24 protein-coding genes are annotated in these 24,673 nt (G+C 65.4%); 8 read left to right on the plus strand and 16 right to left on the minus strand.

Annotated features, from left to right (window positions below):
- On the plus strand, positions 1-1,323 hold a 1,323-nt coding region (locus DYI24_RS28225), incomplete at its 5' end, for a sensor domain-containing diguanylate cyclase (RefSeq protein ID WP_246701143.1).
- Between the two features lie 121 nt (positions 1,324-1,444).
- Here DYI24_RS28225 and DYI24_RS03635 read toward each other — a convergent pair.
- Positions 1,445-1,825: a hypothetical protein gene (locus tag DYI24_RS03635; protein WP_107343696.1), complete on the minus strand. Its 381-nt coding sequence runs from the start codon at positions 1,823-1,825 to the stop codon at positions 1,445-1,447.
- Positions 1,826-2,075: 250 nt separating this feature from the next.
- Between DYI24_RS03635 and DYI24_RS03640 the strand changes: the two genes are divergently transcribed.
- Complete coding sequence (locus DYI24_RS03640; protein ID WP_164571290.1) at positions 2,076-2,483, plus strand: hypothetical protein; 408 nt, start codon at positions 2,076-2,078, stop codon at positions 2,481-2,483.
- Positions 2,484-2,489: 6 nt separating this feature from the next.
- On the opposite strand, the gene DYI24_RS03645 is transcribed toward DYI24_RS03640, so the two are convergent.
- Both DYI24_RS03645 and DYI24_RS03650 read right to left on the minus strand, forming a co-directional pair.
- Positions 2,490-2,822, minus strand: coding sequence for a YkgJ family cysteine cluster protein (locus tag DYI24_RS03645; protein WP_164571291.1), 333 nt, complete (start codon positions 2,820-2,822; stop codon positions 2,490-2,492).
- Between the two features lie 62 nt (positions 2,823-2,884).
- Complete coding sequence (locus DYI24_RS03650) at positions 2,885-3,505, minus strand: pyridoxamine 5'-phosphate oxidase family protein (RefSeq protein WP_164571292.1); 621 nt, start codon at positions 3,503-3,505, stop codon at positions 2,885-2,887.
- A gap of 101 nt (positions 3,506-3,606) precedes the next feature.
- On the opposite strand from DYI24_RS03650, the gene DYI24_RS03655 reads away from it, so the two are divergent.
- A complete protein-coding gene (locus DYI24_RS03655; RefSeq protein WP_164571293.1) occupies positions 3,607-4,524 on the plus strand; it encodes a LysR family transcriptional regulator in 918 nt (305 codons plus the stop codon).
- Positions 4,521-5,171 (plus strand): DNA oxidative demethylase AlkB, encoded by a 651-nt coding sequence (gene alkB / locus DYI24_RS03660; protein ID WP_164571294.1) that lies wholly within the window; start codon positions 4,521-4,523, stop codon positions 5,169-5,171. Before DYI24_RS03655 ends, alkB begins: the two co-directional genes overlap by 4 nt.
- Positions 5,172-5,177: 6 nt before the next feature.
- On the opposite strand, the gene paaK is transcribed toward alkB, so the two are convergent.
- On the minus strand, positions 5,178-6,509 hold the full coding sequence (gene paaK, locus DYI24_RS03665; RefSeq protein WP_164571295.1) for a phenylacetate--CoA ligase PaaK: 1,332 nt from the start codon (positions 6,507-6,509) through the stop codon (positions 5,178-5,180).
- Between the two features lie 14 nt (positions 6,510-6,523).
- Positions 6,524-6,925 (minus strand): hydroxyphenylacetyl-CoA thioesterase PaaI, encoded by a 402-nt coding sequence (gene paaI, locus DYI24_RS03670; protein WP_205523351.1) that lies wholly within the window; start codon positions 6,923-6,925, stop codon positions 6,524-6,526.
- A 297-nt stretch (positions 6,926-7,222) separates the two neighbouring features.
- On the opposite strand from paaI, the gene paaZ reads away from it, so the two are divergent.
- The 3 genes from paaZ (at position 7,223) to DYI24_RS03685 (ending at position 11,331) form a co-directional block, all read left to right on the plus strand.
- Positions 7,223-9,262, plus strand: coding sequence for a phenylacetic acid degradation bifunctional protein PaaZ (gene paaZ, locus DYI24_RS03675; RefSeq protein ID WP_164571297.1), 2,040 nt, complete (start codon positions 7,223-7,225; stop codon positions 9,260-9,262).
- 73 nt (positions 9,263-9,335) lie between these two features.
- Positions 9,336-10,352: a quinone oxidoreductase family protein gene (locus DYI24_RS03680; RefSeq protein ID WP_164571298.1), complete on the plus strand. Its 1,017-nt coding sequence runs from the start codon at positions 9,336-9,338 to the stop codon at positions 10,350-10,352.
- Positions 10,353-10,593: 241 nt separating this feature from the next.
- Positions 10,594-11,331 (plus strand): hypothetical protein, encoded by a 738-nt coding sequence (locus tag DYI24_RS03685; RefSeq protein WP_164571299.1) that lies wholly within the window; start codon positions 10,594-10,596, stop codon positions 11,329-11,331.
- A gap of 448 nt (positions 11,332-11,779) precedes the next feature.
- On the opposite strand, the gene DYI24_RS03690 is transcribed toward DYI24_RS03685, so the two are convergent.
- The 6 genes from DYI24_RS03690 to DYI24_RS03715 all read right to left on the minus strand — a co-directional run bounded on the left by DYI24_RS03690 (position 11,780) and on the right by DYI24_RS03715 (position 17,915).
- A complete protein-coding gene (locus DYI24_RS03690; protein ID WP_164571300.1) occupies positions 11,780-12,742 on the minus strand; it encodes a fatty acid desaturase family protein in 963 nt (320 codons plus the stop codon).
- 53 nt (positions 12,743-12,795) lie between these two features.
- Positions 12,796-14,019: a bifunctional alpha/beta hydrolase/OsmC family protein gene (locus tag DYI24_RS03695; RefSeq protein ID WP_164571301.1), complete on the minus strand. Its 1,224-nt coding sequence runs from the start codon at positions 14,017-14,019 to the stop codon at positions 12,796-12,798.
- 178 nt (positions 14,020-14,197) lie between these two features.
- Positions 14,198-14,863, minus strand: coding sequence for a sulfite oxidase-like oxidoreductase (locus DYI24_RS03700; RefSeq protein ID WP_164571302.1), 666 nt, complete (start codon positions 14,861-14,863; stop codon positions 14,198-14,200).
- A gap of 22 nt (positions 14,864-14,885) precedes the next feature.
- Positions 14,886-16,085, minus strand: a complete 1,200-nt coding sequence (locus tag DYI24_RS03705; protein WP_164571303.1) for a cytochrome P450 — start codon at positions 16,083-16,085, stop codon at positions 14,886-14,888.
- Positions 16,086-16,154: 69 nt separating this feature from the next.
- Positions 16,155-16,382, minus strand: coding sequence for a ferredoxin (locus tag DYI24_RS03710; RefSeq protein WP_107343710.1), 228 nt, complete (start codon positions 16,380-16,382; stop codon positions 16,155-16,157).
- 99 nt (positions 16,383-16,481) lie between these two features.
- Complete coding sequence (locus DYI24_RS03715) at positions 16,482-17,915, minus strand: amidase (RefSeq protein ID WP_164571304.1); 1,434 nt, start codon at positions 17,913-17,915, stop codon at positions 16,482-16,484.
- A 137-nt stretch (positions 17,916-18,052) separates the two neighbouring features.
- Here DYI24_RS03715 and DYI24_RS03720 point away from each other — a divergent pair, with 137 nt between their 5' ends.
- Positions 18,053-19,165: an SbmA/BacA-like family transporter gene (locus tag DYI24_RS03720; RefSeq protein ID WP_164571305.1), complete on the plus strand. Its 1,113-nt coding sequence runs from the start codon at positions 18,053-18,055 to the stop codon at positions 19,163-19,165.
- A gap of 17 nt (positions 19,166-19,182) precedes the next feature.
- On the opposite strand, the gene DYI24_RS03725 is transcribed toward DYI24_RS03720, so the two are convergent.
- The 5 genes from DYI24_RS03725 to DYI24_RS03745 form a co-directional block, all read right to left on the minus strand.
- On the minus strand, positions 19,183-20,559 hold the full coding sequence (locus DYI24_RS03725; RefSeq protein WP_164571306.1) for a GH1 family beta-glucosidase: 1,377 nt from the start codon (positions 20,557-20,559) through the stop codon (positions 19,183-19,185).
- Positions 20,560-20,743: 184 nt separating this feature from the next.
- Complete coding sequence (locus DYI24_RS03730; RefSeq protein ID WP_164571307.1) at positions 20,744-21,523, minus strand: SDR family oxidoreductase; 780 nt, start codon at positions 21,521-21,523, stop codon at positions 20,744-20,746.
- 42 nt (positions 21,524-21,565) lie between these two features.
- Entirely contained in the window at positions 21,566-23,050 is a 1,485-nt protein-coding gene (locus DYI24_RS03735) for an ATP-binding cassette domain-containing protein (RefSeq protein WP_164571308.1), read from the minus strand.
- A complete protein-coding gene (locus tag DYI24_RS03740; protein WP_164571309.1) occupies positions 23,050-23,973 on the minus strand; it encodes a branched-chain amino acid ABC transporter permease in 924 nt (307 codons plus the stop codon). Before DYI24_RS03740 ends, DYI24_RS03735 begins: the two co-directional genes overlap by 1 nt.
- Before the next feature lies 1 nt (position 23,974).
- Positions 23,975-24,673, minus strand: a 699-nt coding sequence (locus DYI24_RS03745) for a branched-chain amino acid ABC transporter permease (protein ID WP_164571310.1), incomplete at its 5' end; no start/stop codon positions are given.

Genomic DNA, 24,673 nt, shown 5'->3' on the forward strand with positions numbered 1-24,673 from the left:
ATGGTGCAGGCGATCGCGGCGTCTCCATCGGTTCAACTGCTGCTCGGTGACAGGGAAAGCGGCCGCGTGACCAATCTGTCGATGCTCGAGATCGACGCCGGAGTGATCCACGCGATGCGTGGCCTGATCGTCAATCGCGCCGGAGACATCGTCGGATCGTCAGATTCGTCGGACCAGAGCTGGTTGGGCATGCCGAACCTGCGCTCGGTGTATTGGTTCGAGCAGGCGATCGCCGGCCGGCCGGTGCACCAGATTAGGGTCGATCCGCCCCAGCGCGTGCGGACCTATCTGACCGCGTCCCCGATCCGAGATGCGCAAGGAGAGATTCAAGGCATCGCGATGCTCGAGATCTCGCTGGAGACGCTCGCGGAGTTGATGACCCGTTTCGATCAGGCGTTCTTCGTCGTCGATGCTCGTGGGCTGGTGATCATCACGAACCGCAGGGACGAGCTGTTCCGAACGCTGTGGCCGCGGCCGGATCTGCCGCGTCTTCAGATCGCCGAACAGTTCGGGGCATCGGGGCGCACCATGTTGGCCCGCGAGATCTTCGGCGGCGACTGGGTGGAGTTCGGCGGGCGACGCAGCTACGTGCTCAGGCAGCCGATCGACAGCACTCAGATGTCGCTGGTCCTCGTCATACCGGTGAAGGGGATCTTCGCCAGCCGGCTGCTCGGCATCATCATCACGCTTCAGGTCGCGATCGCTGTGCTGTTCTATTTCTTCGGCATGGATCGTGGCGTGCGAGACCGTTTCGAACGCAAGCTCCGCGAAGAGTTGCTGACCCAGACCGAAGATCTGGCTCGCCAGGCCGCCACGGACCCGCTGACCGGCTTGGCCAACCGGATGAAGTTCGATGCCCGCCTGAACGAGGAGCTGGCGCGGTCGCAGCGCAGCGGAAGACTATTCTCGCTGATCATTTTCGACATCGATCACTTCAAGGAAGTCAACGATATCTACGGCCATCCCGTCGGTGACCAAGTGCTGGTCCGGCTGTCGCGGACGGTGGGAGCGAGTGTCCGCCAGAGTGATCTGCTGGCCCGCTGGGGTGGCGAAGAATTTGTGATCCTACTGGCCGACACCGAGGCGGCGGCGGCCTATGAGACAGCCAAGAAGCTGCGCCTGCTGGTGGCGCATACCATCTTCGAGCATGTCGGCACGATCACCGCGAGCTTCGGCGTTGCCCAGGTTATGCCCGGCGATCATGCCGACACGTTGGTAGCTCGCGCCGACAACGCGCTGTATCGGGCGAAGCTGAACGGCCGCAACCGGGTCGAGCTCAGCCTGCCGGTGATCGAAGTCGTCGAGCTTTCACCGACGGCGTAGGCACCAGCAGCGCACAGAAACGCTCCATCCTGGATTAGCAGGATTTCGTAAGCCGCCTCTGATCATCAGACCGACGATGGCCGGCTGTGCCGGCCATCCAAGTCTTCTCATGACAGCGGGCTTATGCGCTCAGGCGCGTCTCCGACGCCGAACTTTCGCTCGGCGAATCCTGCGGTGGCAGATGTGGGGCGAGTTTGGCGTTGGCCTTCATGAATTGATGCTGCCAGGCCATGCCGTCTTCGAGCAGGCGAGCCGCCGCGCCGCTGAGCCAGTCCTGATACTCGCGGAAGGCATCGAGCGGCGTTGTCGCTTCGCCGATCCTCCGGGCCGCTTCGAGAGCGGCTCGGGTTCCAATTCGCCGGCGCTCAAACCAGCCGTCGGCAAACTCTTTCATGCTGTCGAGGACGGTTGCTTCGCCTTCCCAGAACTTGATGCCCATCGGGGCGTAGGTCTTGGCGGCGGGCTGTAACAGGTTGGGGAACAACGAGACCGGATCAGCCATGGGTACTCTCCATCGTGAAGATGAACGAACTCACTGAACCGAAAAGCCGCTCTCTAAGCGCGGCAGCCAAATAGTTAACCGATTAGATGGCGGCGTCACGACGAAACTGCAGATCGTCGCAAATCGTGATCGGCGTTTAGTTCCATGCGTCTGGTGCAACGGCTGGTAGTGGTATCAGGTTGTGTAGTTAAGAGGTCCTTAACAAAATCGGCCGCATCCTCGCGATCGCAACCTGTTCGGGAGAAGGCCGATGTGGTCCAGCCGTGAAGCTTTCGAGAACGACGCTTGCCCGGTTCGTGAGGAACTGCTGGGCCAGATGTACCGAGCCAATGAGAACGGGCTGTCGCAGCTCGTCGACAGCGTATCCGGCGATGTCCGGGCGATGTTGGCGCTGTTTTGCTATCGCCGCGCTCATTTGCAGCCGTTGGCGCTGGCCGTTGCAGCGACCTGTGACGAACGCGACCTGATCCAGGCCGGTGGCCGAGCAGGTTCCGTTCTCTATGCCCTGGCGCACGAAAAGCGCCGTCCGGCGATCAGCAGCTACTCGCAGCGCAAATCGATCACGCTCTCGACTGCGCCGCTCGCCAGTTTCGCACCGCTCGATCAGGAAGCTGACGTGGAACTCGACGATCAGCCGGTGCCGGACGCCCCTCACTGATCGACTTTAGCTTGCGACCGCAGTGGAAAGCGGCGGGAGACGGAACTTCCGCCGCGCCATCAGGCATTCTGGATCGCCGGGTTGGCAGTCGCGGCAGACCTCGGGCCGCAGTGCGTAGATCGTACAGGCGGTTGCCTGGCCGATGGTTCCGTTCAGCGCGGTACAGCGATTGTCCTCGCAGCGCATTCCCGATAGCCGCTCGTTGACCAGCGCCGCCGGAATCGCGTCCAGCGCGGCGTCGTCCTCGATCGTAAAGCGCGGCCAGTTTTCCGAATAGCCGCAGCAGGCGCCGCAGCTCTGGCAAGGGTTATCGGCTTCGATCGGGGGAGGGGCGCTCATCGCCCCTCTTTATCCCGCCACGGCGGGGCGGGAAACCGCCGCTTGGGCGGATCGCCCCAGCATTATTCCCGGGCCTTCGTGGCCGCCGCGAGCAGCGCCTCCAGTTCGGCGATGCGGATGTCGCGCGATGTGATCGCTGCGGCGACGTCCGCCGCATCGAACTTCTGCGGGATGTGCTGCGGGCAATTGCTGTCCCAGGCCGCGACCTCGAACAGGATCGCCTGTTCGGGCCTTGCCTTGTAGCCCTTCGGCATCAGCCGCGCGATCAGCTCAGGATCGTCCTCGACCACCTTGGCGCGCCCCCAAATCTTGATGCGGCGGCGGTGCGCATAGTCGATCACGAACAGATAGGCCTTCGGGTTTTCAGCCAGATTGCCTTGGGTGATGAACTGCTGATTGCCCTTGAAGTCGGCGAAACCGATGGTGTGCTCGTCGAGCACGTGAAGGAAGCCGGCGGGCCCGCCGCGATGCTGGATGTAGGGCTGCCCGTCGGCGCTGGCGGTGGCGAGCAGCACGCTGGTCTGGGCGCGGAGGAAGGCGGCCAGATTGTCGTCGATCGTGGTGGACCAGCCGCCGTTGCGTTCGACGCGGGCATAGGCTTCGCGCGATCCCTTGCGAGCCTGGATTGCCTTGACGGTCGGCGTGAACGCGATGTCGCTGGAGACGTGCTTGGCTTCGGCCATGTAACCCTCCTGCTTGATGTCCCCGGACAGATCGTTCTTTCCCCCAGCCAAAACAATCAGTTGATTTGACACTTCATTGTTGCGCGTCCTGAAATGGTGGCATGGACCGATTGGACACGATGACGGCGTTCGTTGCGGTCGCCGACCTTCAAGGCTTCGCGCCGGCTGCGCGGAAGCTCGGGCTGTCACCCTCCGCCGTGACCCGGATGGTCGCGGCGCTCGAAGAGCGTCTCGGCACCCGGCTGTTGCAGCGGACGACGCGCTCGGTCGCGCTCACCGATACCGGGGTTCGCTATCTGGAACGCGTGCGGCGGATTCTGGCCGATGTTGAAGAAGCCGATACGTCGGCCGCGGCCGAGCGCGTCACGCCATCCGGCCGGCTGGTGGTTTCGGCGCCCGTCGGCTTCGGCCGGCGTCATGTCGCGCCGCTGCTGTCGGACTATCTGCGGCGTTATCCGGAGGTGACCGGCGAATTGCGGCTGTCGGACCTGATGATCAACCTGGTCGAGGATGGTGTCGATTGCGCGGTCCGGATTGGGCATCTGTCGGACTCGAGTTTGGTGGCGCGGCAGCTCGGTGCGATGCGCCGGATCGTGGTAGCGTCGCCGGATTATCTGGCGGCGCGCGGCATTCCGGCGACGCCGACAGAGATCGCGGCGCACGATGTGATCCATTTTGGGCAGACCGGCGCGCCGGTCGGCTGGCACTTCGTCGTCGACGGCCGCGATATCCGCATTGCCTGCACACCGCGCCTCGTCAGCAATGTCGCCGACGTCGCGATCCTGGATGCCGAGCGGGGTGGCGGCCTAACCCGCGTGCTGGCCTATCAGGCGGCGGACGCGATCGCCGCTGGGCGGCTGCAGATCGTGCTGGCGAACTACGAAGTGCCGCCGCTGCCGATTGCGATCGTGTATCCGACCTCGCGCCTGTTGTCGGCAAAGGTCCGGGCTTTCATCGATCTTGCGGCGGAAACGAGCGATTGGCGTTTCGGCGGTGATGGGAAGAGGAGCGGGGCGTGACGGCGGATCTGTTCGACGGTCTCGACGACGCGCCGCGGCGGGACGACATCGCGCCGGGTGCAGCGTTACTAAGCGGCTTCGCCCGTGCCAATGAGCGAGACCTGCTCGCCGCGATCGATACGGTGGTGGCGCGCGCGCCGTTCCGGCATATGATGACGCCAGGCGGTCACACGATGAGCGTGGCGATGACGAGCTGCGGCTCGGTCGGCTGGGTCACCGACCGCCGCGGTTATCGCTACTCGCCGACCGATCCGGACAGCGCGACGCCTTGGCCGGAGATGCCTGCGGTGCTCCGCGATCTTGCGCAACGCGCCGCCGCCGAGATCGGCTTTGCCGGCTTCGATCCGGACGCCTGCCTGATCAACCGCTACGTGCCCGGCGCCAAGATGGCGCTGCATCAGGACAAGGATGAAGCCGATTTCTCGGCGCCGATCGTGTCGGTGTCGCTCGGCCTGCCGGCAGTATTTCAATTTGGCGGCATGGACCGCAGCGACAAGCCGCGACGCTACGAGCTGCGCCATGGCGATGTGCTGGTGTGGGGCGGCCCGTCGCGGCTGGTGTATCACGGCGTGCTGACCCTGAAGGACGGCGAGCATCCGCTGCTCGGGCGGCAGCGGATCAATCTCACTTTCCGCAAAGCGCTGTAGCGCGCGCTAACCCTTCGGCCGCTTGTCGAACACGCGCCGGGCTTTGCCGAGCGAGCGCTCCAGCGTGTCGGGTGGCACCACTTTGATGGTGGTCGAGATGCCGATGGTGTTCTTGATCAGGTGCGCGACGCGTTCGGCGTGCGGCACCAGGCCGACGCCGTCCCAGCTTTCGGGCCGCGCTTCGGCCAGCACCGTCATCTCGTCCATCCGGCCTTCGCGCGTCAGCTCGATGATAAAGTGGCCGCCGCACCAGTCGGTGCCGAGCAGCACTTCCTCGATCTGTGTCGGAAACACGTTGACGCCGCGCAGGATGATCATGTCGTCGGAGCGGCCGGTGATCTTCTCCATCCGCCGCATCCCAAGCCGCGCTGTGCCGGGCAGCAGCCGCGTCAGGTCGCGGGTGCGATAGCGGATCACCGGGAAGGCTTCCTTGGTGAGTGAGGTAAACACCAGTTCGCCCTTCTCGCCATCGGGCAGCACGTCGCCGGTCTCGGGATTGATCACTTCGGGATAGAAGTGATCCTCCCAGATGTGCAGGCCGTCTTTGGTTTCCACGCATTCCTGCGCGACGCCGGGGCCGATCACTTCCGACAGCCCGTAAATATCGGTGGCGTCCATGTCGAACGCCTGCTCGATCTCGGCGCGCATCGCATTGGTCCACGGCTCGGCACCGAACACGCCGTACTTCAGTGAGGACTGCCGCGGGTCGAGGCCCTGGCGGTTGAATTCATCGAGGATCGCCGGCATGTAGCTGGGCGTCACGGTGATGACGTCGGGGCGGAAGTCGTTGATCAGCTGCACCTGCCGCTCGGTCATGCCGCCGGAAACCGGAACGACGGTGCAGCCGAGCTTCTCGCCGCCGTAGTGGGCGCCTAAGCCGCCGGTGAACAGGCCATAGCCGTAGGAATTGTGAATGATCATGCCGCGCCGCGCGCCGGCGGCGCGCAGCGAGCGCGCCATCACGGTGGCCCAGGTGTCGATGTCCTTTTGCGTGTAGCCGACCACGATCGGCTTGCCGGTGGTGCCGGACGAGGCATGAACCCGCACCAGGTTTTCGCGCGGCACTGCGAACATCGCGAATGGGTAGTTGTCGCGCAGATCGGTCTTCACCGTGAACGGAAATTTCGACAGATCGGAGAGCTGGCGGAAGTCCGACGGATGCACGCCCTTGCGGTCGAACGCGGTTCTGTAGTGCGCGACGTTGTCGTAGGCGTGTTTCAGCGACCAGGCCAGCCGTTTGGTCTGCAGCGCGACGATCTCATCGCGCGAGGCGCGTTCGGCGTCGTCGAGTTCGGGATTGTAGGTGCCCGGCTTGATCTGGTGCACGGTTGCGGCCATCGCCGTCTCCTCCCTCAGCGTGGGTCTGGTTGTTGCGGTGGCACCAGCGTGCCGCCGATCGAGCGCGAATGGCCGCGGAATTCGGCGATCACCGTCGAACCCGAGGTGACGCGGACGTCGTAGATGCCGCTGCGGCCGGAGCGCGACACTTCGCGCGCGGTGGCGACCAGCCGGGCGCCGAGTTTGCCTGGGCGGATGAAGGTGATCGCGCCCTGCGCCGCGACGGTCGAGTCGTTGTAGGAGTTGCAGGCGTAGGCGAAGGTAGAGTCGGCGAGGGTGAAGATGAAGCCGCCATGGGCGATGCCGTGGCCATTGACCATGTCGGTGGTCACCGTCATCGCCAGCGTCGCGAAGCCGGCGCCGATCTCGACGATCTCCATGCCGAGCGCCTTGCTGGCGTGATCGTTCGCCCACATCGCATCGGCACAGGCTCGCGCCAGTTGATCCGGCGATGGTTCGGCCTGCGTCTGCGGAGCCGCCACGGTCACTGCGGGCTCCTGCAAGCGCAAGACTGCGACATGGCGCAAGGCCACGACGCCTGATCGGCGATCAGGTCGGTCACGTTTCTCTCCCTCACGTCGCGGGCTTTCGCAAAGCCTCTTGAATTGAACGATCGGTCAGTCAATTATTAGCCCAAGCAATCATCGTGTCAACGGCCGGCGCGGACGTCAAACCGCGCCGCGATCGCGGACCACACGTCGGGGAGAGACGCCATGACCGCCATCCTGCAAAGCCTCGCCTGCGATCGTTGGGAGACGCCGTCGGCCGGGCTGGTCGATATTCCGAGCGCGACCGACGGCCGCGTCGTGGCGCGTGCGTCCAGCGCGGGACTCGATTTCGCGGCCATCGTCCGCCATGCCCGGCAGGTCGGCGGGCCGAATTTGCGCAAGCTGTCGTTTCACGAGCGCGCCGATATGTTGAAGGCGCTCGGCGCTTACTTGGGCGAGCGCAAGGAACAGCTCTACGCGCTCGCGGCCGACACCGGCGCCAACCGCCGCGACAATGCGATCGATGTCGACGGCGGTCTGGTCACGCTCGCGGCGTTCGCCTCGCGCGGCCGCCGCGAGTTGCCGGATGCGAGTTTCATCACCGAGGGCGAGGTCGAGGCCTTGTCGAAGCGCGGCAGCTTCGTCGGCCAGCACATCCTGTCGCCGCTGCACGGCGTCGCGGTGCATATCAATGCGTTCAATTTCCCGTGCTGGGGCCTCTTGGAAAAGCTCGCGCCGGCGCTGCTGGCGGGCGTGCCGGTGATCGCCAAGCCAGCGACGGCGACGGCCTATGTGGCGGAGGCGCTGGTCAAGCTGATCGACGAGTCGACGCTGCTGCCGCAAGGCGCGCTGCAGCTCGTCTGCGGCGGCCTCGACGATCTGCTCGATCATCTGAACGGCCAGGACGTGATTGCCTTCACCGGCTCGCTGCAGACCAGCGAGAAGCTGCGCGCGCATCCGAACGTCGCCCGCCATTCGATCCGCTTCATCGCCGAGCGCGACTCGCTGAACGCCGCGGTTCTCGGCCCTGATATCACGCCGGCCGAGCCGGAGTTCGATCTGTTTGTCCGCGAGATCGTGCGCGAGATGACCGCCAAGGCCGGGCAGAAGTGCACCGCGATCCGCCGTGTGCTGGTGCCGCGCGAGCAGGAGGTGGCAGTGGTCGAGGCGCTGAAGGCCAAGCTCGCCGACGTCAGGCTCGGTGATCCGCGCCGCGACGACAAGGCGATGGGCCCCTTGGTCAGTCGCAGCCAGCGCGAGGCGGTGCGCGCCGCGATCGCGACGCTGCAGAGCGAGGCCGAGATCGTGTTCGGCGATCCGAACGCCTGCGAAGGTGAGGGCATCGATACTCAGGCCGGCGCTTATCTGTCGCCGGTGTTGCTCCGCGCGCGCGACCCGATGCAGGCCAGCCACGTTCACGCCACCGAGGCGTTCGGCCCGGTCGCGACCGTGCTGGCCTATGACGATGTCGCGCAGGCGATCGAGTTGGTCCGCCGAGGTGAGGGCAGCCTGGTGGCGTCGCTATTCACTTATGACGATACGATCGCCGAGCAGATGATCCTCGGCCTGGCGCCGTTCCACGGCCGCCTGCTGATCGTCGATCGCGACGATGCGGCAGAATCCACCGGCCACGGCACGCCGCTGCCGGCGCTGCTGCATGGCGGTCCGGGCCGCGCCGGGGGTGGAGAAGAACTCGGCGGCTTGCGCAGCGTGTATCACTACATGCAGCGCACCGCGATCCAATGCTCGCCGCGCCGCCTCGCGCGCCTCACCGGCACATGGACGCGCGGCGCGCCGGCGCCCGCCGCCGAGGTGCATCCATTCAAGCTGAACTACAATCAGCTCACGATCGGCCAGAGCATCGAGACCGCGAGCCGGCCGATTACGCTCGAAGACATCGAGCACTTCGCGCATTTCACCGGTGACACCTTCTACGCCCACATGGACGAGGCCGCCGCCAAGGCCAATCCGTTCTTCCCCGGCCGTGTCGCCCACGGCTATCTGATCCTGGCGTTCGCCGCCGGCCTGTTCGTTGATCCCGCGCCGGGCCCGCTGCTCGCCAATTACGGGCTCGACAATCTGCGCTTCCTGAAACCCGTCTCGCCCGACGACAGCATCAAGGTGAAGCTCACCGTGAAGCAGAAGTCGCCGGCGCGGCGGCCGGAATATGGCGAGGTGCGCTGGGACGTCGAGGTCGTCAACCAGAATGGCGAACCGGTGGCGCGCTATGATCTGTTGACGATGAGCTCCCGGCCGGCCGCATAGCCCGCCGCGGCGGAATCTGGCACAACGCGGTGCCGCTCGCGCGCGGCGCCGTTTTCCTGCCGAGACCGTCACCATGACCGATTCCTCTGTTACCGCTGCGATGTCGATCGAGGCACGTTGCGTTCGCCTGCACCACAAGGCGGCTGATGTCGCGGCGATCGAGCCGGTCATCGAGACCCTGCAGCTGTCACGGCGCGCGGCCTCCGAAGTGCTGATCGAGGTGAAGGCGGCGGCGGTCAATCCGTCCGACGTCAAGGCCGCGACCGGGCTGATGCCTTACGCGGTGTTTCCCCGCACGCCGGGCCGCGATTTCGCCGGCCGGGTGATCGACGGTCCAGCCGAATGGATCGGCCGCGATGTGTTCGGCTCGTCCGGCGATCTCGGCATCCGCCGCGACGGCACCCATGCAAGCCATTTGGTGGTCGAGGCCGATGCGCTGGTCGAGAAGCCGGCGAGCGTGCCGTGGGAACAGGCGGCCGGCATCGGCGTGCCGTTCGTCACCGCGACCGAAGGCCTGCGCCGCGCCGCGCTCGCGGCCGGCGAGACGCTGGTGATCATGGGCATCAACGGCAAGGTCGGGCAGGCGGCGGCGCAGATCGCGAGCTGGCGCGGCGCCCGGTTGATCGGTGTGGTGCGCAAGGCGGAAGCCTATGCGGGCCATGCCACCGCGCCGGTGGAGATCATCGACTCATCGTCCACCGACGTCGCCGCCAAGGTGCGTGAGCTCACCGGCGGCAAGGGCGCCGATGTGGTGTTCAACACCGTCGGCGATCCGTACTTCAAGGCGGCGAACCAGTGCCTGGCGCTGCGCGGCCGGCAGATCCTGATCGCCGCCGTGCACCGGATCGTCGAGTTCGACATTCTTGCCTTCTATCGCGGCCAACATACTTACGTCGGCATCGACACGCTGGCGTTCTCCTCGATCGCGACCGGCGAGGTGCTGCGCTCGCTCGGCGACGGCTTCGCTGGCGGCCATCTCAAGCCGTTCCCGATCGTCGATGGGGCGGTCTATCCGCTCGATCAAGCACAGGCCGCGTATCGTGCAGTGGCAGGCTCATCGCGCGACCGGGTGATCATCAGACCCGATTAGTTCTCTCGACCCGGTATCACGTCGAAGCCGTCGGACGTTTCGCCGCCGGCCAACTCATCACGTCGCCCGCACGGTTCACCCGCTTATTATACCGGTTTCCAAACAGGAACCTTGCTACTCCGGCGAGGGTTGAAGGTCCGCCGGCTGCCCCGATCGAGCGGCGCCCGGCCACCCTGGCGGACCGGCAAGAGAGGTCCGTCGTGCAAGTGCGACGTTCGCTCATGACCGGAGACCCCTGCCGATGCTGGACAAGGTGAACGGCGCCGATCTCGCGGTGCTGAGTACGCAGGCCCTCAAGACCAGGCTGCTGCAACTGGTCGAAGGGCAGGACGACAAGCGGCTGAGCGAGAAGCTCGCACTGCTGGACGGTCCGCTCGCGCCCTATGTCGACGAGCTGACGCGGCGCAATCCGCATCCGCGCGCCGAGGATCAGGTCGCGGCGGTGATCGGGGTGTGGACGCCGGTGTGGTCGACCATCCCGTTTCACCATGCGCTGCCGGGCCGGATTCCGTCGCAGTCCTACCAGATCTTCCGTGACCGCGGCTTCTACGCCAACGTCGCGCACCATGCGCCGGGGCACCAGAACGCGCTGCTGCACAGGCTGACGCCCCTCGGCCTCGCCTGCAACCTGATGCTGGTGCAGCGGTTCGAGGTCACAGGCGGGCGGTGGCTGATCGAGAATATCGGCATCGAGGTCGCACGCGGCCGGCGCGACAAGGGCCTCAGCATCGACGATGCCGAGGCATGGGTCGACGCGGTGCTGGCACAGAAGCTTGATCGCGCCGAGGCTCCGAACGCCACCCTGGGCGCTCCCGACCTCAGCGGCCTTGACGCGGCGTCAGCGAAGCGGCTGGCGAAGTCGTTTCAGGCCAAGCCGATGATGGAAAACATCTACCTCGACGACGATCTGCGCCTGATCCGAAGCCAGCGCGAAGCCGCGCAGCGGCCGTCCTACACCATCGGTGTCCGGCGGCGCTGAAACGCCGGCGGCGACCGTCTCGTCGCGCGACCACGCGATGATCCGCCCCTCGCTGCGATAGCGACGGGCGCACAACTCGGACGCCGTCGGCGCCGCGAGACTGCGCAGGCATGGCTGTTTGGGATTTGAATCGATGGTCGCGGTAGGCAGGGCAAGAGGGCAGCGCAGAGCGGAGCGCTCGCTCCAACCATCACCGTCATCGTCCGGCTTGTCCGGACGATCCATTATCCCAGAGCGCTCGTTGTGCCGTGCGGAAGTTGCACCACAGGAGCTCTGGAATACTGGGTCCCCCGCATGCGCGGGGGATGACGACGGAAATCGGATGACGACGGAGAAAGGGCGATGATGAAAGAGGAAGTGGTGATGAAGGAGGAGAAAGGGGTGATGAAGGAGGCGAGGGATGACGACGACGAGGCGTCCGGCGCTGATCCGAGGAGCAGGGGCGCAGCTACTCCGCCGCCACCGCGCGGGGCCGCGTCGTCGCCAGTTTGAGCACGTCGCAATACGACGGCGCCACGGTGACGCGGTCGAGCAGGCCCTTTTGCTGCAGCAGCCGGTGCGCTTCCGGCAGATTGTAGCAGGGCAGGTACATGAACAGATGATGCTCGGCGTGGTAGTTGACCCAATACGGAGCGATCAGCGCGCGCTCCAGCGGATTGGCCAGCGTGGTGCGGGCTTGGCTGAACGGATCGGCGCCGGTCGAGGTGCAGGCGTGTTCGGCGATGTTGCGCACCCGCGTCACCAGCGGCAGCCAAGTCGCCATCGCCACCAGCCAGACGCCGACGAACCAAACCCCGGCGCCGGCCAGCCAGAACAGCAGCAGCAACACGGCATTGGCCGCGAGGAAACGCTGGGTGCGCGCTTTGCCGCTCGCGACGAAGCTGTCGTGCTTCGGCGCGCCGCTGTCCATCGGCGCGAACAGCGCCTTCAACGCCGGCAGCCGCTGCTTGACGAAGGTTTGCCCGGTGAGGTCGCGGATCGCCTTGCGGGCGAAGCTGTCCTTGCTGATGGGGAACGGCGCCGACAGCACCAGATCCGGATCCTCCGGCTGCTGGGTGTATTTGTGATGCTGCAGATGATAGCGCCGATACGCCGGCAGGTCGGCGCCGACCGGCACCGCGCATAGCCATTGCCCGATCCACTCGTTGAGCTTCGGATTGCGGTGCAGACCGCCATGCGCCGCCTCGTGCATCAGGATGGCGAGGCCGAGCTGCCTGGTGCCGACGATCATCACCGCAATCAGCCAGGTCAGCGGGTTCGGCCAGATCGTCACCAGCGCGACGGCGAGGGCGATACAGCCCCAGGCATGCGCCACCAGCCACAGGCCGCGAGCCGAGCTGCGATGCGTCAGCTGCGCCCATTCGTCGGACGTGAAGATCGTTTTTGGATCGATCCGCGCCACTGCCGGCATCGCCGCCTCCCTGATGTTGTTTTTCGGCAGTGTCGGGGAAGCGGCCGGCAGCGTCAATCGGCGCTGCGCGTGATGATGCTGACTTCCGAGGTGAGGGTGCGGTGCACCGGGCATTTGTCGGCGATCTCGATCAGCTTGGCGCGCTGCTCGGCGGACAGATCACCCTCGATGCCGATCACCCGTTCGATACGGTCGAGCAGACCGACCTTGGTTTCGCATTCGGCGCAGTCCTCGGCGTGGATCTTGGCGTGGCTCAGCGTCACCGTGACGCGATCGAGCGGCAGCGCCTTGCGTTCGGCATAGAGCCGCATCGTCATCGAAGTGCAGGCGCCGAGCGCGGACAGCAAGAGATCGTAGGGACCAGGCCCGCTGTCGCGGCCGCCGACGCTGGCCGGCTCGTCGGCCAGTAGCCGATGCGGTCCGACGCGGATCTGCTGCTGGAACTTGCCATCGCCGGTTTCCTGCACGGTGACGAGGCGCGGCACTTCGGGCGCGCCCGCCGTCGGGGCCGGCGGCTCGGCATCGATGTAGCGCTGCGACCATGCGGCGATCACGCTCGCCGCGTAGGTCGCGTCACGGCGATCGCTCAGCAGATGGTCGGCGTGATCGAGCGAGACGAAGCTCTTCGGGTGCTTCGCTGCGAGAAAGATCTTGGTGGCGTTGTCGATGCCGACAGTGTCGTCGGTCGGCGCGTGCAGGATCAGCAGCGCTTTGTGCAGCTTGGCGACCTCGGCCATCAGATTGTGTTCGGCGATGTCGTCGAGAAACTCCCGCTTGATCGTAAAGGTGCGGCCGGCAAGCGAAACATCGTCGCGGCCTTCGGTGCGGATCGTCTCGACCTGACCGGCAAACAGTCCGGTGACGTGCGACGGATCGGATGGCGCCGCAATGGTGGCGATCGCCTTGGCCTCCGGGATCTGCGCCGCGGCTGCCAGCACCGCAGCGCCGCCGAGGCTGTGGCCGATCAGCAGCGACGGCGCCCGATGTGCCGCGCGGAGATGGTCCGCCGCTAATACAAGGTCGGCGACATTGGACGAAAACGTCGCGTTCTCGAACTCTCCCTCGCTGGCCCCCAATCCGGTGAAGTCGAAGCGAAGGACAGCGATGCCGCGCGCCGCCAGCGCCGCCGAGATCCGCCGTGCCGCCAGGTTGTCCTTGCTGCAGGTGAAGCAATGCGCGAACAGCGCATAGGCGAGCGGCTTTGCATCCGGCAGATCGAGCGCCGCCGCGAGTTGATGCCCGCCGCTGCCTGGAAATTGGAAACGTTCGGTGGGCATCTTGAGTACTCCTGATGTCTCTTCGTCATTGCGAGGAGCGAAGCGACGAAGCAATCCACTTCAGTGCACGAGGCTGGATTGCTTCGCTTCGCTCGCAATGACGGGTGGACTCTCTTCGCCACAGATCGTCATTCCGGGTTCGCGCCTGTCGGCGCGCCCCGGAATGACCGGCGCGGCGTCAATCACTCGAATAGCGTTGCTCTTGCCATGGATCGCCGCGGTTATGATAGCCGCGGACCTCCCAATAGCCGGGCGCGTCGTCATCGCGGAATTCGATGGCCTGCAGCCACTTCGCACTCTTCCAGAAATACAGATGCGGCACGACCAGACGCACCGGGCCGCCGTGCTCCTGATCGAGCGGCGCGCCAGACCAGCTGTGCGCGATCAGCGCATCCGCGGCGGCGAAGTCCTCGATCGATAGATTAGTGGTGTAGCCATCGTAGCTGTGCAGCACGACGTAGCGGGCGGCATCGGTCGGCTGGCAGGCGTCGAGCAACGTTCGTGTCGCGAGCCCCTGCCAGCGATTGTCGTAGCGCGACCAGGTGGTCACGCAATGGATATCGGAGACGATGTCGGCCTGCGGCTGGGCCATGAACTGCGCCCAATCCCAAAACACCGGCTGCGCCACCGCGCCGTAGACGTCGAGCCGCCAGCGGTCGCGGCCGATCTGCGGCGTCAAGCCGAGATCGAGCACCGGCCAGTCTTTGACCAGATGCTGGCCCGGCGGCAGCCGTTGCTCATCCGGCCGGACGTGCCGGCCGGTGAGAAATTTGCCTTCTGCCGCCCAGCGCTGCTTGCTGCGTGTGAGTTTGGACTCCGGCGGCAGTTCAGCATCGTCGGACATCGGCGACCTTTCGGGCGAGGGCTCAGCTCGGCTTGCCGAACAGCAGTGGCAGGCTGCGCGGGCCCCGGACTGTGCCCTCGGACCAGCGCACTTTTTGTGACGGGTCGAGCCTAAACGAAGCAATCCGCTTCAGCCACTCCTCGATCGCAACCGTCATCTCCATCCGCGCCAGATTGGAACCGACGCAGCGATGAATGCCGAGTCCGAACGCGACATGCGGATTCTCCTTGCGGTCGATCATCACGCGGTCGGCCTCGGGAAACACCGATGGATCGCGATTAGCGGCGGGGAACGACAACAGCACCATGTTGCCCGGCTTCACCGGGCAGCCGGCGATCGATGTCTCCTTCATCACCTCGCGAGCCATCGTCACGGGCGAGTAGGCACGCAGAAACTCCTCGATCGCGGTCGGCATCAGCTCGGGTTCGGCCAGCAGCCGTTCGCGGTCGGCCGGATGCGTGGCGAGGTGCCACAGCGCCGCGCCGATCGCGCTCCAGGTGGTGTCGATGCCGGCGATCAGCAACAGCCGAAGCGAGCCGAGCACATGCGCGTCCGACAGCGGCTGGCCCTTGTCGTCGCGGGCATTCATCAGCGTGGTGATCAGGTCGTCGGTCGGCTTTTGCTTGCGGTGCTCGATATGGCCGTGGAAGTAGGCGCTCATTTCGAACACCGCCTTCATCAGGATGGCGTCGTCGTTGATGCCGAGTTCGAGGATCTCGTGAATCCAGCGAATGAAGATGTCGCTGTCGTCTTCCGGAATGCCGAGCATGTGGCAGATGGTCTTGACCGGAATGTGCTTGGTGTAGGCGGTGGCGGCGTCGCAGCCGTCGTCTTCGATGAAGGCGTCGATCAGTTCGTTGCAGATCTCGCGCACCCGCGGCTCGAGCTTGGCGACCGCATCGGGCGTGAACGGGGGCAATAGCAGCCGCTTGGCTGGTTTATGCTCGGGCGGATCGGAAGTGATCGGCGGTGCCGGCGGCGGCGATGCCGAGCGGACGTTGCGGACGATGATCCGCCGCGACGAGAAGTGATCGGTGTCGTAGGAGATCTCTTTCACCGCCGCGAACGTGGTCGGCATGTAGCAGCCGAGAAACCGGTCGGTGTGGACCAGCGGACTTGCCGAGCGCAGCTCGTCCCAGATCGGATAGGGGTTCTCGGTCCAGCGCGGATCGGTGTGGTCGAAGTCATTGACCCAGTCGGTGACGGGTGCGCGTTCGCTCATGTCTGGCGTTTCCACTGCTGAATGTCGGTGCGGTCTTGGCGCCGCTCGAACGGGGAGAAGGCGGAGTGATCAAGCTTCGTCGATGACGATCGCATTCTCGGGGCAGTTGGACTTGGCCAGCCATGCCTGGTCGATCAGCGCGGTAGGCACCGTGCCGTCGCCGGTTTCGTGGGCATTTCCATAGTCATCGAGCTCGAACAATTCAGGAGCCAGCGCTTTGCAGCGCGCATGGCCCTGACACTTGTCCTGGTCGACGTGGATTTTCAGCGTCTCGGACGCTCTCAGGTGATCGGACATTGGCGTTTCCCTATCGTCCGCCTTTGTCGGCGGATCTATCGGTGTTGCAACACGCGTGAGAGTAGCACAGCGTGTTGCAACCGCCAGTCCCGAGGGCGCCTACAGGCTGGCAGGCGCCGGGCGCGGGTCGATCGGGGTGGTGCTCTTCAGGCCGAGGATATCCTCGAGCAGTGCGGCGCCGGCGAGCAGGCCGGCTTCGTTGCGCGGTTTTGCCACCATCTGCAGGCCGATCGGCAGCCCGGTTGCGGTGAAGCCGCAAGGCAGCGACAGGGCCGGGCAGCACACCAGCGTGATCGCATAGACGATGCCGAGCCATTCGACATAGTTGCCGAAGGTGTGGCCGTTGCATTCGGCGAGGTAGCGCTGCTCGACCGGGAACGGCGCGGTGATCGTTGCCGGGCACAGCAGCAGATCGTAGGTCTTGAAGAACTCGATCGCGCGCGCCGCCATCGCCACCCGCTGCGCTTCGGCCTTGGCGAGATCGTCGACGCTGAGCTTCAGCCCCTGTTCGATATTCCAGATCACTTCCGGCTTCAGCAGGTCGCGCTTGGTGCGCAGCAGATCGGCCTTGCTGATCGCAAAGTCGAACGCGCGCAGTGCCTGGAAGCACTCATGCGCTTCGGACAGATCCGGCTGCGCCTCTTCAACGATCACGCCGGCTTCGGCGAAGCGTTCGGCCGCCTTGCGGGTGACGGCGGCGACTTCCGGATCGACCGGGGTGATGCCGAGGTCGGGCGAATATGCCACGCGCAGCGGCTTCTGCCGCGACCGCGCTGCAGCGAGGAACGAGGTGGCGGGCGAGGGGATCGACAGTGGGTCGGCGGCGTATTCACCGCTCATCGCGTCGAGCAGCAGCGCGACGTCCTCGACATTGCGGGCCATCGGGCCCTGGACGCCGAGATTGCGGTCGATCTTCGCCGCCGGGGTGTGCGCGACTCGGCCGAAGCTCGGGCGCAGACCGACGATGCCGCAGAAGCTCGCCGGATTGCGCAGAGAGCCGCCCATGTCGGAGCCGTGGGCCAGCCATGCGGTGCCCGATGCAAGGGCCGCCGCAGCGCCGCCGGACGAGCCCGCCGCCGAGCGCGACAGATCCCACGGGTTGCGCGTCGCGCCAAACACTTCGTTGAACGTATTGGCGCCGGCGCCGAATTCCGGCGTGTTCGACTTGGCGTAGACCACGCCGCCATTGGCTTCGAGGTGCTCGACCATCAGGTCGGAGCGGGCGGGGACATTGTCCTTGTAAATCGGCGAGCCCTGGGTGGTGAGCACGCCTGCGACCGCGGTGAGATCCTTGATCGGCACCGGCAGACCGGCGAGAAGACCGCGCTCCGCCGGCGGTTTCTTCATCAGCTCGGCGGCGTGAGCGCGCGCGCGATCGAAGCACAGCGTGGGGAGAGCATTGACGGCGCCGTCGACTTCGGCAATCCGCTCTTGCAGCACGTCGAGAACCTCGATCGGTGTCACCTCGCCGGACTTGAGCTTGTCGACCACTGCACAAGCGGTTTCCTTTACCAGCGCCTGATCTGCCGCCACCCTGTAACTCCCCTGAGTTGATCGCGCGGCGGTATCAGTACATCACCGTCAGCGCTTTTGGACCGGATACCAAGACTAGACGCAATGGGTACCCCGGACCGCTTCACAACCTGCCGGTCCGGGCCTTATATCGCGTCATGGGACTCTTCTCACATAACGACTCGAACGGCCACAACCTGACCGGGTTCTGGCTGCTGTCCCGCAGATTTTGGCTGAGCGGCAAGCCGCGCGTCACGGGCCTGATCGTGGTGCTGATCGGCGTCGTGCTCGCACAACTGCTGGTTCAGTTTTATCTCAATTTGTGGAATCGGCATTTCTTCGATGCACTCGAACGACGTGATGCCGGCGCCTTGTGGGCGCAGACCGGGATATTCGTGATGCTGGCCGCCACCAGCGTGCTGGTCGCTGCGACCTCGGTGTGGGGCCGCATGACCGGGCAGCGCAAATGGCGCGAGTCCATGACATGTGAAATCCTGGCGCGCTGGTCGCGAAAGGACCACAACGTCCCAATCGATGGTACAGATCACGGCGCCGAGAACCCGGAATATCGCCTCGCCGAGGATGTCCGGATCGCCACCGACTCCCCGGTCGATCTGATCCTGGCGTTTCTGTCGTCGGTGCTGACGGCGCTGACCTTCTTCAGCGTGCTGTGGAGCGTCGGCGGCAGCATCGACATCAGCGTATTCGGACATCGCGCCGAGATCCCGGGCTACCTCGTGGTAGGTGTGGTCGGATATTCCACTCTGATGACCGCGCTGATGCTGTGGTTCGGCCGGCGCATGACCAGCATCAGCGAGCGGCGCAATCAGAACGAGGCGGAATTCCGGGCGGCAGCCGAGGTGATGCGCGGCGGGCGTCCCGCCAGCGAGGCCGACGAGAAGGCTTGGATGGCGAAGCTGGCGCGGCGTCTGCAGGAAGTGCTGCGGTCGTGGCGCGAACTGTGCTGGCAGCTCGTCGACATGACGCTGGTGTCGCACAGCAACTTCCTGTTCGCGCCGGTCGCCGCGTATTTCCTGTGCTTTCCGAAATATCTCGCCGGCGCGATGACGCTCGGCGAGGTGACGCAGAGCGCGGCGGCGTTCGTCACCGTGCAGGGCGCGGTGAACTGGCTGGTCGACAATTATCAGCGGTTGGCGGACTGGCGCTCGTCGGCCAACCGCGTCGCCGCCCTGCTGGCCGCAATCGATGCGATGCCGGACCGCACGCCGGCGACGCCGGCCGAGGCGTCGCGCGAATTGGCGTCGTCGTAAAAGTCCCGCCGGCTGTTTCAGGCGCTCGCGCCGCGGGCGTGACGGATCACGTCGGCGAACCAGTTGAACGACGCCTTCGGGATCCGGCGCAGCGTCGCATAGTCGATGTAGATCAGCCCGAAGCGGACGCTGTAGCCGGATTCCCATTCGAAATTGTCGAGCAGCGACCAGACCATGTAGCCGCGGACATCGGCGCCGGCGGCGACCGCCTGGTCGAGCGCGGTGATGTAGTCGCGCAGGAAGGCAATGCGGCCGGGGTCGATCACCTCGCCGTTGGCGTCGGGTTTCTCGATATTGCTGCCGTAGCCGTTCTCGGTGACGTAGACCGGCTTGCCGTAGCGGCGGCTGATCTCAATCAGCGTATCGCGGAAGGCGTCCGGCTCGATCGTCCAGTCGATCGGTGAGCGCGGAATGCCTTCCGGCTTCGGGCCCCAGCCGAGGCCAACGATCGCGTTCGGATCTGAGTTGATATAGACGGGGCTGTAATGGTTCAGGCCGAACCAGTCGAGCGGCCGGTGGATGCGCTCCATGTCGCCGGGCTGGATGAACGGCTTGATGGCGTCGCGGATCAGGTCGGGGTACTCGCCGCGATACTGCGGGTCGGCGAAAGCGCGATTCCAATAGTCGCTGATCAGCTTGGCCTCGGCGACGTCTTCCGGCTTGTCGCTCGACGGGTACACCGGTTGATAGTTGGTGACCAATCCGATCTTGGCGTCGGGGACGGTCTCGCGCAGCACGTCGACGGCGGCGCCGTGCGCCAGATTGACGTGATGAATCCAGCGATGCAGCTTCTCATCCGCGCTGCGGTCGCGCGCGCCGAATGAGCGGCTGAACAGGCTGAAGATGCCGGGCTCGTTGAAGGTCGCGAAATGCTTCACCCGCTTTCCGTAGCGCTCGCCGATCACCCGGGCATAGTCGGCGAACCAGCCGACGATCTCGCGATTCATCCAGCCGCCGCGCTCTTCCAGCGCTTGCGGCAGATCCCAGTGATACAGACAGATCCACGGCTCGATGCCGGCAGCTTCCAGCGCGTCGATCAGGCGATCATAGAAGGCGAGGCCGGGCTCGTTGATCGCGCCGGTGCCTTGCGGGAAGATCCGCGGCCAGGCGATCGAAAACCGATACACCTGAATCCCAAGCGCCTTCATCAGCGCGACGTCTTCCTGATAGCGATGATAGTGATCGCAGGCGACGTCGCCGGTGTCGTTGTTGGCGACGTAGCCGGCGCGGCAGTACACGTCCCAGATGCTCTGGCCGCGGCCGTCTTCGTTGGCGGCGCCTTCGATCTGGAAGCTCGCCGTCGACACGCCCCAGATGAAGTCTTTGCGGATGTGCGACAGCACCGGCAAACCGGGCATGGGCTCAGATGTGGGAGGGGTGAGCGATGAGGCCATGGCGAAATCTCCGATTGCAGGTGTCATTTGATACGCCGCGGCGCTGACGGCGCCGCTTGCGTTGAATCAAACAGCGACGTTGTGACGCCCGTGCGGTTGACGATCCGTTGCGGCACGGCTGTGGCGAAAGGCCTGCGCGGCAGCACCGTCATGGCTGAGTTGCGGCCGGCGCGGCCGTTGCGGTTCAGGCCGGCCAGCCCGCGCTGAGGCCGCCATCGACCGAGAAGATTGCTCCGGTGGTGTAGCCGGACCGGTCGGACGCCAGATAGGCCATCAGGTCGGCGATCTCGCGCGGCTGCGCCGGGCGGCCGAGCGGAAGGTTTTTCTGCAGTTCGAGGTAGCGGCTCTCGTCGCCGAGTTCGGCTTTGGCACGGCCCTTCATCCGCCCGAGATAGCGATCGGTGCCGACCGGGCCGGGGTTGATGCCGACGACGCGGATGTTGTCGGCGAGGCTGCGGCTGCCGAGCGCCCGGGTGAATGCCATCAGCGCAGCGTTGCCAGCGGAGCCGCAGATATAACCGGGGTCGAGCCGTTCGCCGGCTGCGCCGATGTCGTTGATGATAACGCCGCCGCCGCGCGCCTTCATCTGCGCGTACACCAAGCGGGTGAGATCGATGAAGCCGAACACTTTCAGATCCCACGCATGGCGCCAGGTCGCGTCGTCGATCGCATCGATCGTGCCGCGCGGAATATCGCCGGCATTGTTGACCAGGATGTCGATATCGGTCGCTTGAGCGGCGAGCTGCGACAGGTCTGTCTTGTTGCGCAGGTCGGCGACATGGACTGCGACGCCAACGCCGTGCTGGTCGCGGAGCCGGGCGGCGAGGGCTTCCAGCGCATCCTTGTTGCGGGCGGCGAGCCGCAGGTGACAGCCTTCCTCGGCGAAAGCTTCGGCCGCGGCGGCGCCGATGCCCTTCGACGCGCCGGTGATGAGGACGCGCTTGCCGCGCAGATGCAGGTCCATCGAGTGCCCTTCGGTGAAGTCCGGTTCGGCCGGACGCCGCCGTTACAGATAGCCCTCTCCGGCCTCGGCGGCAAAGCGCGCCGGATCGCCTTCCCAAACGATGCGGGCGTGCTCGAGCACATAGACACGGTCCGCGTGCGGCAGCGCGAAGGTGACGTTCTGTTCGCCGAGCAGCACGGTGATCGACGACGTCTGGCGCAGCTTCTCCAGCGCCTTTGACAGCTGCTCCAGGATCACTGGCGCGAGCCCGAGCGTCGGCTCGTCCAGGATCAGGATCTTTGGCTGCATCATCAGCGCGCGGCCGATCGCGAGCATCTGCTGCTCGCCGCCGGACAAGGTCTGCGCGAGCTGACCATGACGTTCCCGCAGGATCGGAAACAGATCGAACAGCCATTCGATCTGTTTGTCGCGGACGTCGTCGGCGAGGTGATAGCCACCGAGATCGAGATTTTCGCGCACCGTCATCTCGCCGAACAGTTCGCGGGATTCCGGGCACTGCACGATGCCGTCGCGGGCGATTTTGGCCGCCGAAGTGCCGCGAAGCAGCTCGCCGCCGCGCTTGATCGCGCCGGTGTAGGGCAGGAGCCCGGAGATTGTGTTGAACAGCGTGGTCTTGCCGGCGCCGTTGAGGCCGACCACCGAGACGAACTCGCCCTCGTGGACGTGGATCGAGACGTTCTCCAGCGCCTGCGCCTTGCCGTAGAACACGTTGACGTTCTCGACCTGCAGCAGCGGCACCTTGTCGTGAAAGCTGGTCTCCGGCCGGGCTGAGGTCTCGATCGCGCCGCCGAGATACACCCGGCGCACGGTCTCGTTCTTCATCACCTCGCCGGCGGCGCCGGTGCAGATCTCTTCGCCGAGATACATCGCCAGCACGCGGTCGACCAGCGCGGCGACGCTTTTGACGTTGTGATCGACCAGCAGCACTGCACGGCCTTCATCGCGGAAGCCGGCGATCAGTTCGGAGAAAGTGCCGACCTCTGCCAGCGTCAGGCCGGCGAACGGCTCGTCGACCAGCACCACCTTGGGATCGCGCGCGATTGCCTTGGCCAATTCGAGGCGGCGCAAGTCTGCGAACGGCAGCGTCGGCGGCTTCCGCCGCATCACCGCGCCGAGGCCGACACGTTCGGCAATCGCCTCGGCGCGTTCGACCAGCGCGCGATCATGAAACAGCGCCAGCAGGCTGTCGGGCAGCAGCGCCACCATGATGTTTTCCAGCACGGTCTGCCGGTTCAGCGGCCGCGAATGCTGAAACACCATGCCGAAGCCCTTGCGGGCGATCTTGTGCGCCGGTAGGCCGGCGACGTTCTCGCCTTGAAACACGACTTCGCCGGCGGTCGGGCGTTCGATCCCCATGATCGATTTCATCGCGGTGGATTTGCCTGACCCGTTCGGTCCGATCAGGCCGAAGATCTCACCGGGACGCAGGTCGAACGACAGGTTCTTGACTGCGGTGAGGCCGCCGAACCGTTTGGTCAGACCGCGGACTTCGAGGGTGGGAGCGAAGTTGCTGGTGACGGCATCCATCAAGTCCGGGCCTCACGCGACATGGCCGCTCCGAGGAAGCCGCCGGGGAAGAACAACACGACGAGCAGAGCGATCGCCGAGACGATGAAGGTGGCGAGTTCGCCGGTCGGACGCAGGAATTCGCCGGCGACGATCAGGAACACCGCGCCGAGCGCAGCGCCGATCACGGTGCGCCGTCCGCCGAGCACGGCGGCGACGATCACGTTCACGCCGACTGCGACGTCGACCACGGTCCCGACCGAGGCGGTGCCGAAGTAGAACACAAGCAGCGCGCCGGACAGGCCGGAGAAGAAGGCGCTGACCACGAAGGCGAACAGCTTGTGCTTGACGATGTTGAAGCCGAGCGCGCCGGCCTGCACCGGATCCTGACCCGAGGCCTGCAACACCAAGCCGATCGGCGATTGCGACAGGCCGTACAGGATCGCGCCGCTCACCGTCATGAAGCCGAGCGCGATCCAGTAATTGGCACCGGCGTTGATGGTGATGACGTCCGGAATGGTCAGTCCGATCTCACCACCGGTGAGGTCGGCAAACACCACGATGAAGTTCTGCAGCATCAGCACCGCGACCAGCGTGGTCAGGCCGAAATACGGCCCGCGCACCCTTAGCGCCGGCAGCGCCAGGATGAAGCCGGCGACCACGGAGGCCATCGCGCCGATGAAGATGCAGAAATACGGCGACACGCCGTATTGATTGTTGATGATGCCGGCGGTGTAGGCGCCGACGCCGATCAGGAAGGTCGGGCCGAAATTGACCTCGCCGGCGAAGCCGAACAGCAGGTCCCAGGCCATCGCGAATACGCCGAAATAGAACGCCACCGTCAGCAGGCCGAGAATGTAGCCCGAGACATAGAGCGGCAGTATCGAGGCGACTGCGACCACCAGCAGCGCGATCCAGAACAAGCGTGACGTGAAGAATCCCATCTCAGCGCCTCCCGAGCAGGCCCTGAGGCCGCAGATACATCACCGTCACCAACAGCAGCAGCGCCGGGATGGTGCGGTAGGCCGGCGAGATCATGTAGGCGGTGAAGGTTTCGAGATAACCGACCACGAAGGCGGCGATCAGCGAGCCGGAGACGCTGCCGAGGCCGCCGAGCACCACGATCGAAAACGCACTCGCAGTCAGCGGCCCAACGCTGTAGGACGACACCCCGAGGAACATGCCGAGCAGCACGCCGGCGATGCCGGCGAGCACGCCGTAGATGATCCACACCACGACATAGATGTTGGTGAGTTCGAGCCCGAGCAGGGTGACGCCGCGCGGGTTCATCGAGGCTGCGAGCACCGCCTTGCCGATCTTGGTGCGGTTCACCAAGAGCCACAGCAGCGCGATCACCAGGCAGCAAACTACGGCGGTGAAAATCTCGTTGCGCGGGGTGCGGACGCCGAAGATCTCGACTACGCCGTTGACGATCGGCAGCACGGTCTTGGCGTTGTTGGTGAACAGGTAGGCGATCGCCTCCTGAATCATAATGCCCCACAGTAGGGTGCCGGTGAGGACGAAGATTTCCTTCTCCTCATTGGCGATCCGCCGGGAGCGCTGGATCGGCTGCACCACCGCGAAATAGGTGAGCAGGGCGATCACCAGCGCGGTGGCGATGCCGAACAGCGCGCCGGCGTAGTT

This window comes from Rhodopseudomonas sp. BR0C11, from assembly GCF_010820945.1.
In the GTDB taxonomy this organism is placed as follows: Bacteria; Pseudomonadota; Alphaproteobacteria; order Rhizobiales; family Xanthobacteraceae; genus Rhodopseudomonas; species Rhodopseudomonas palustris_H.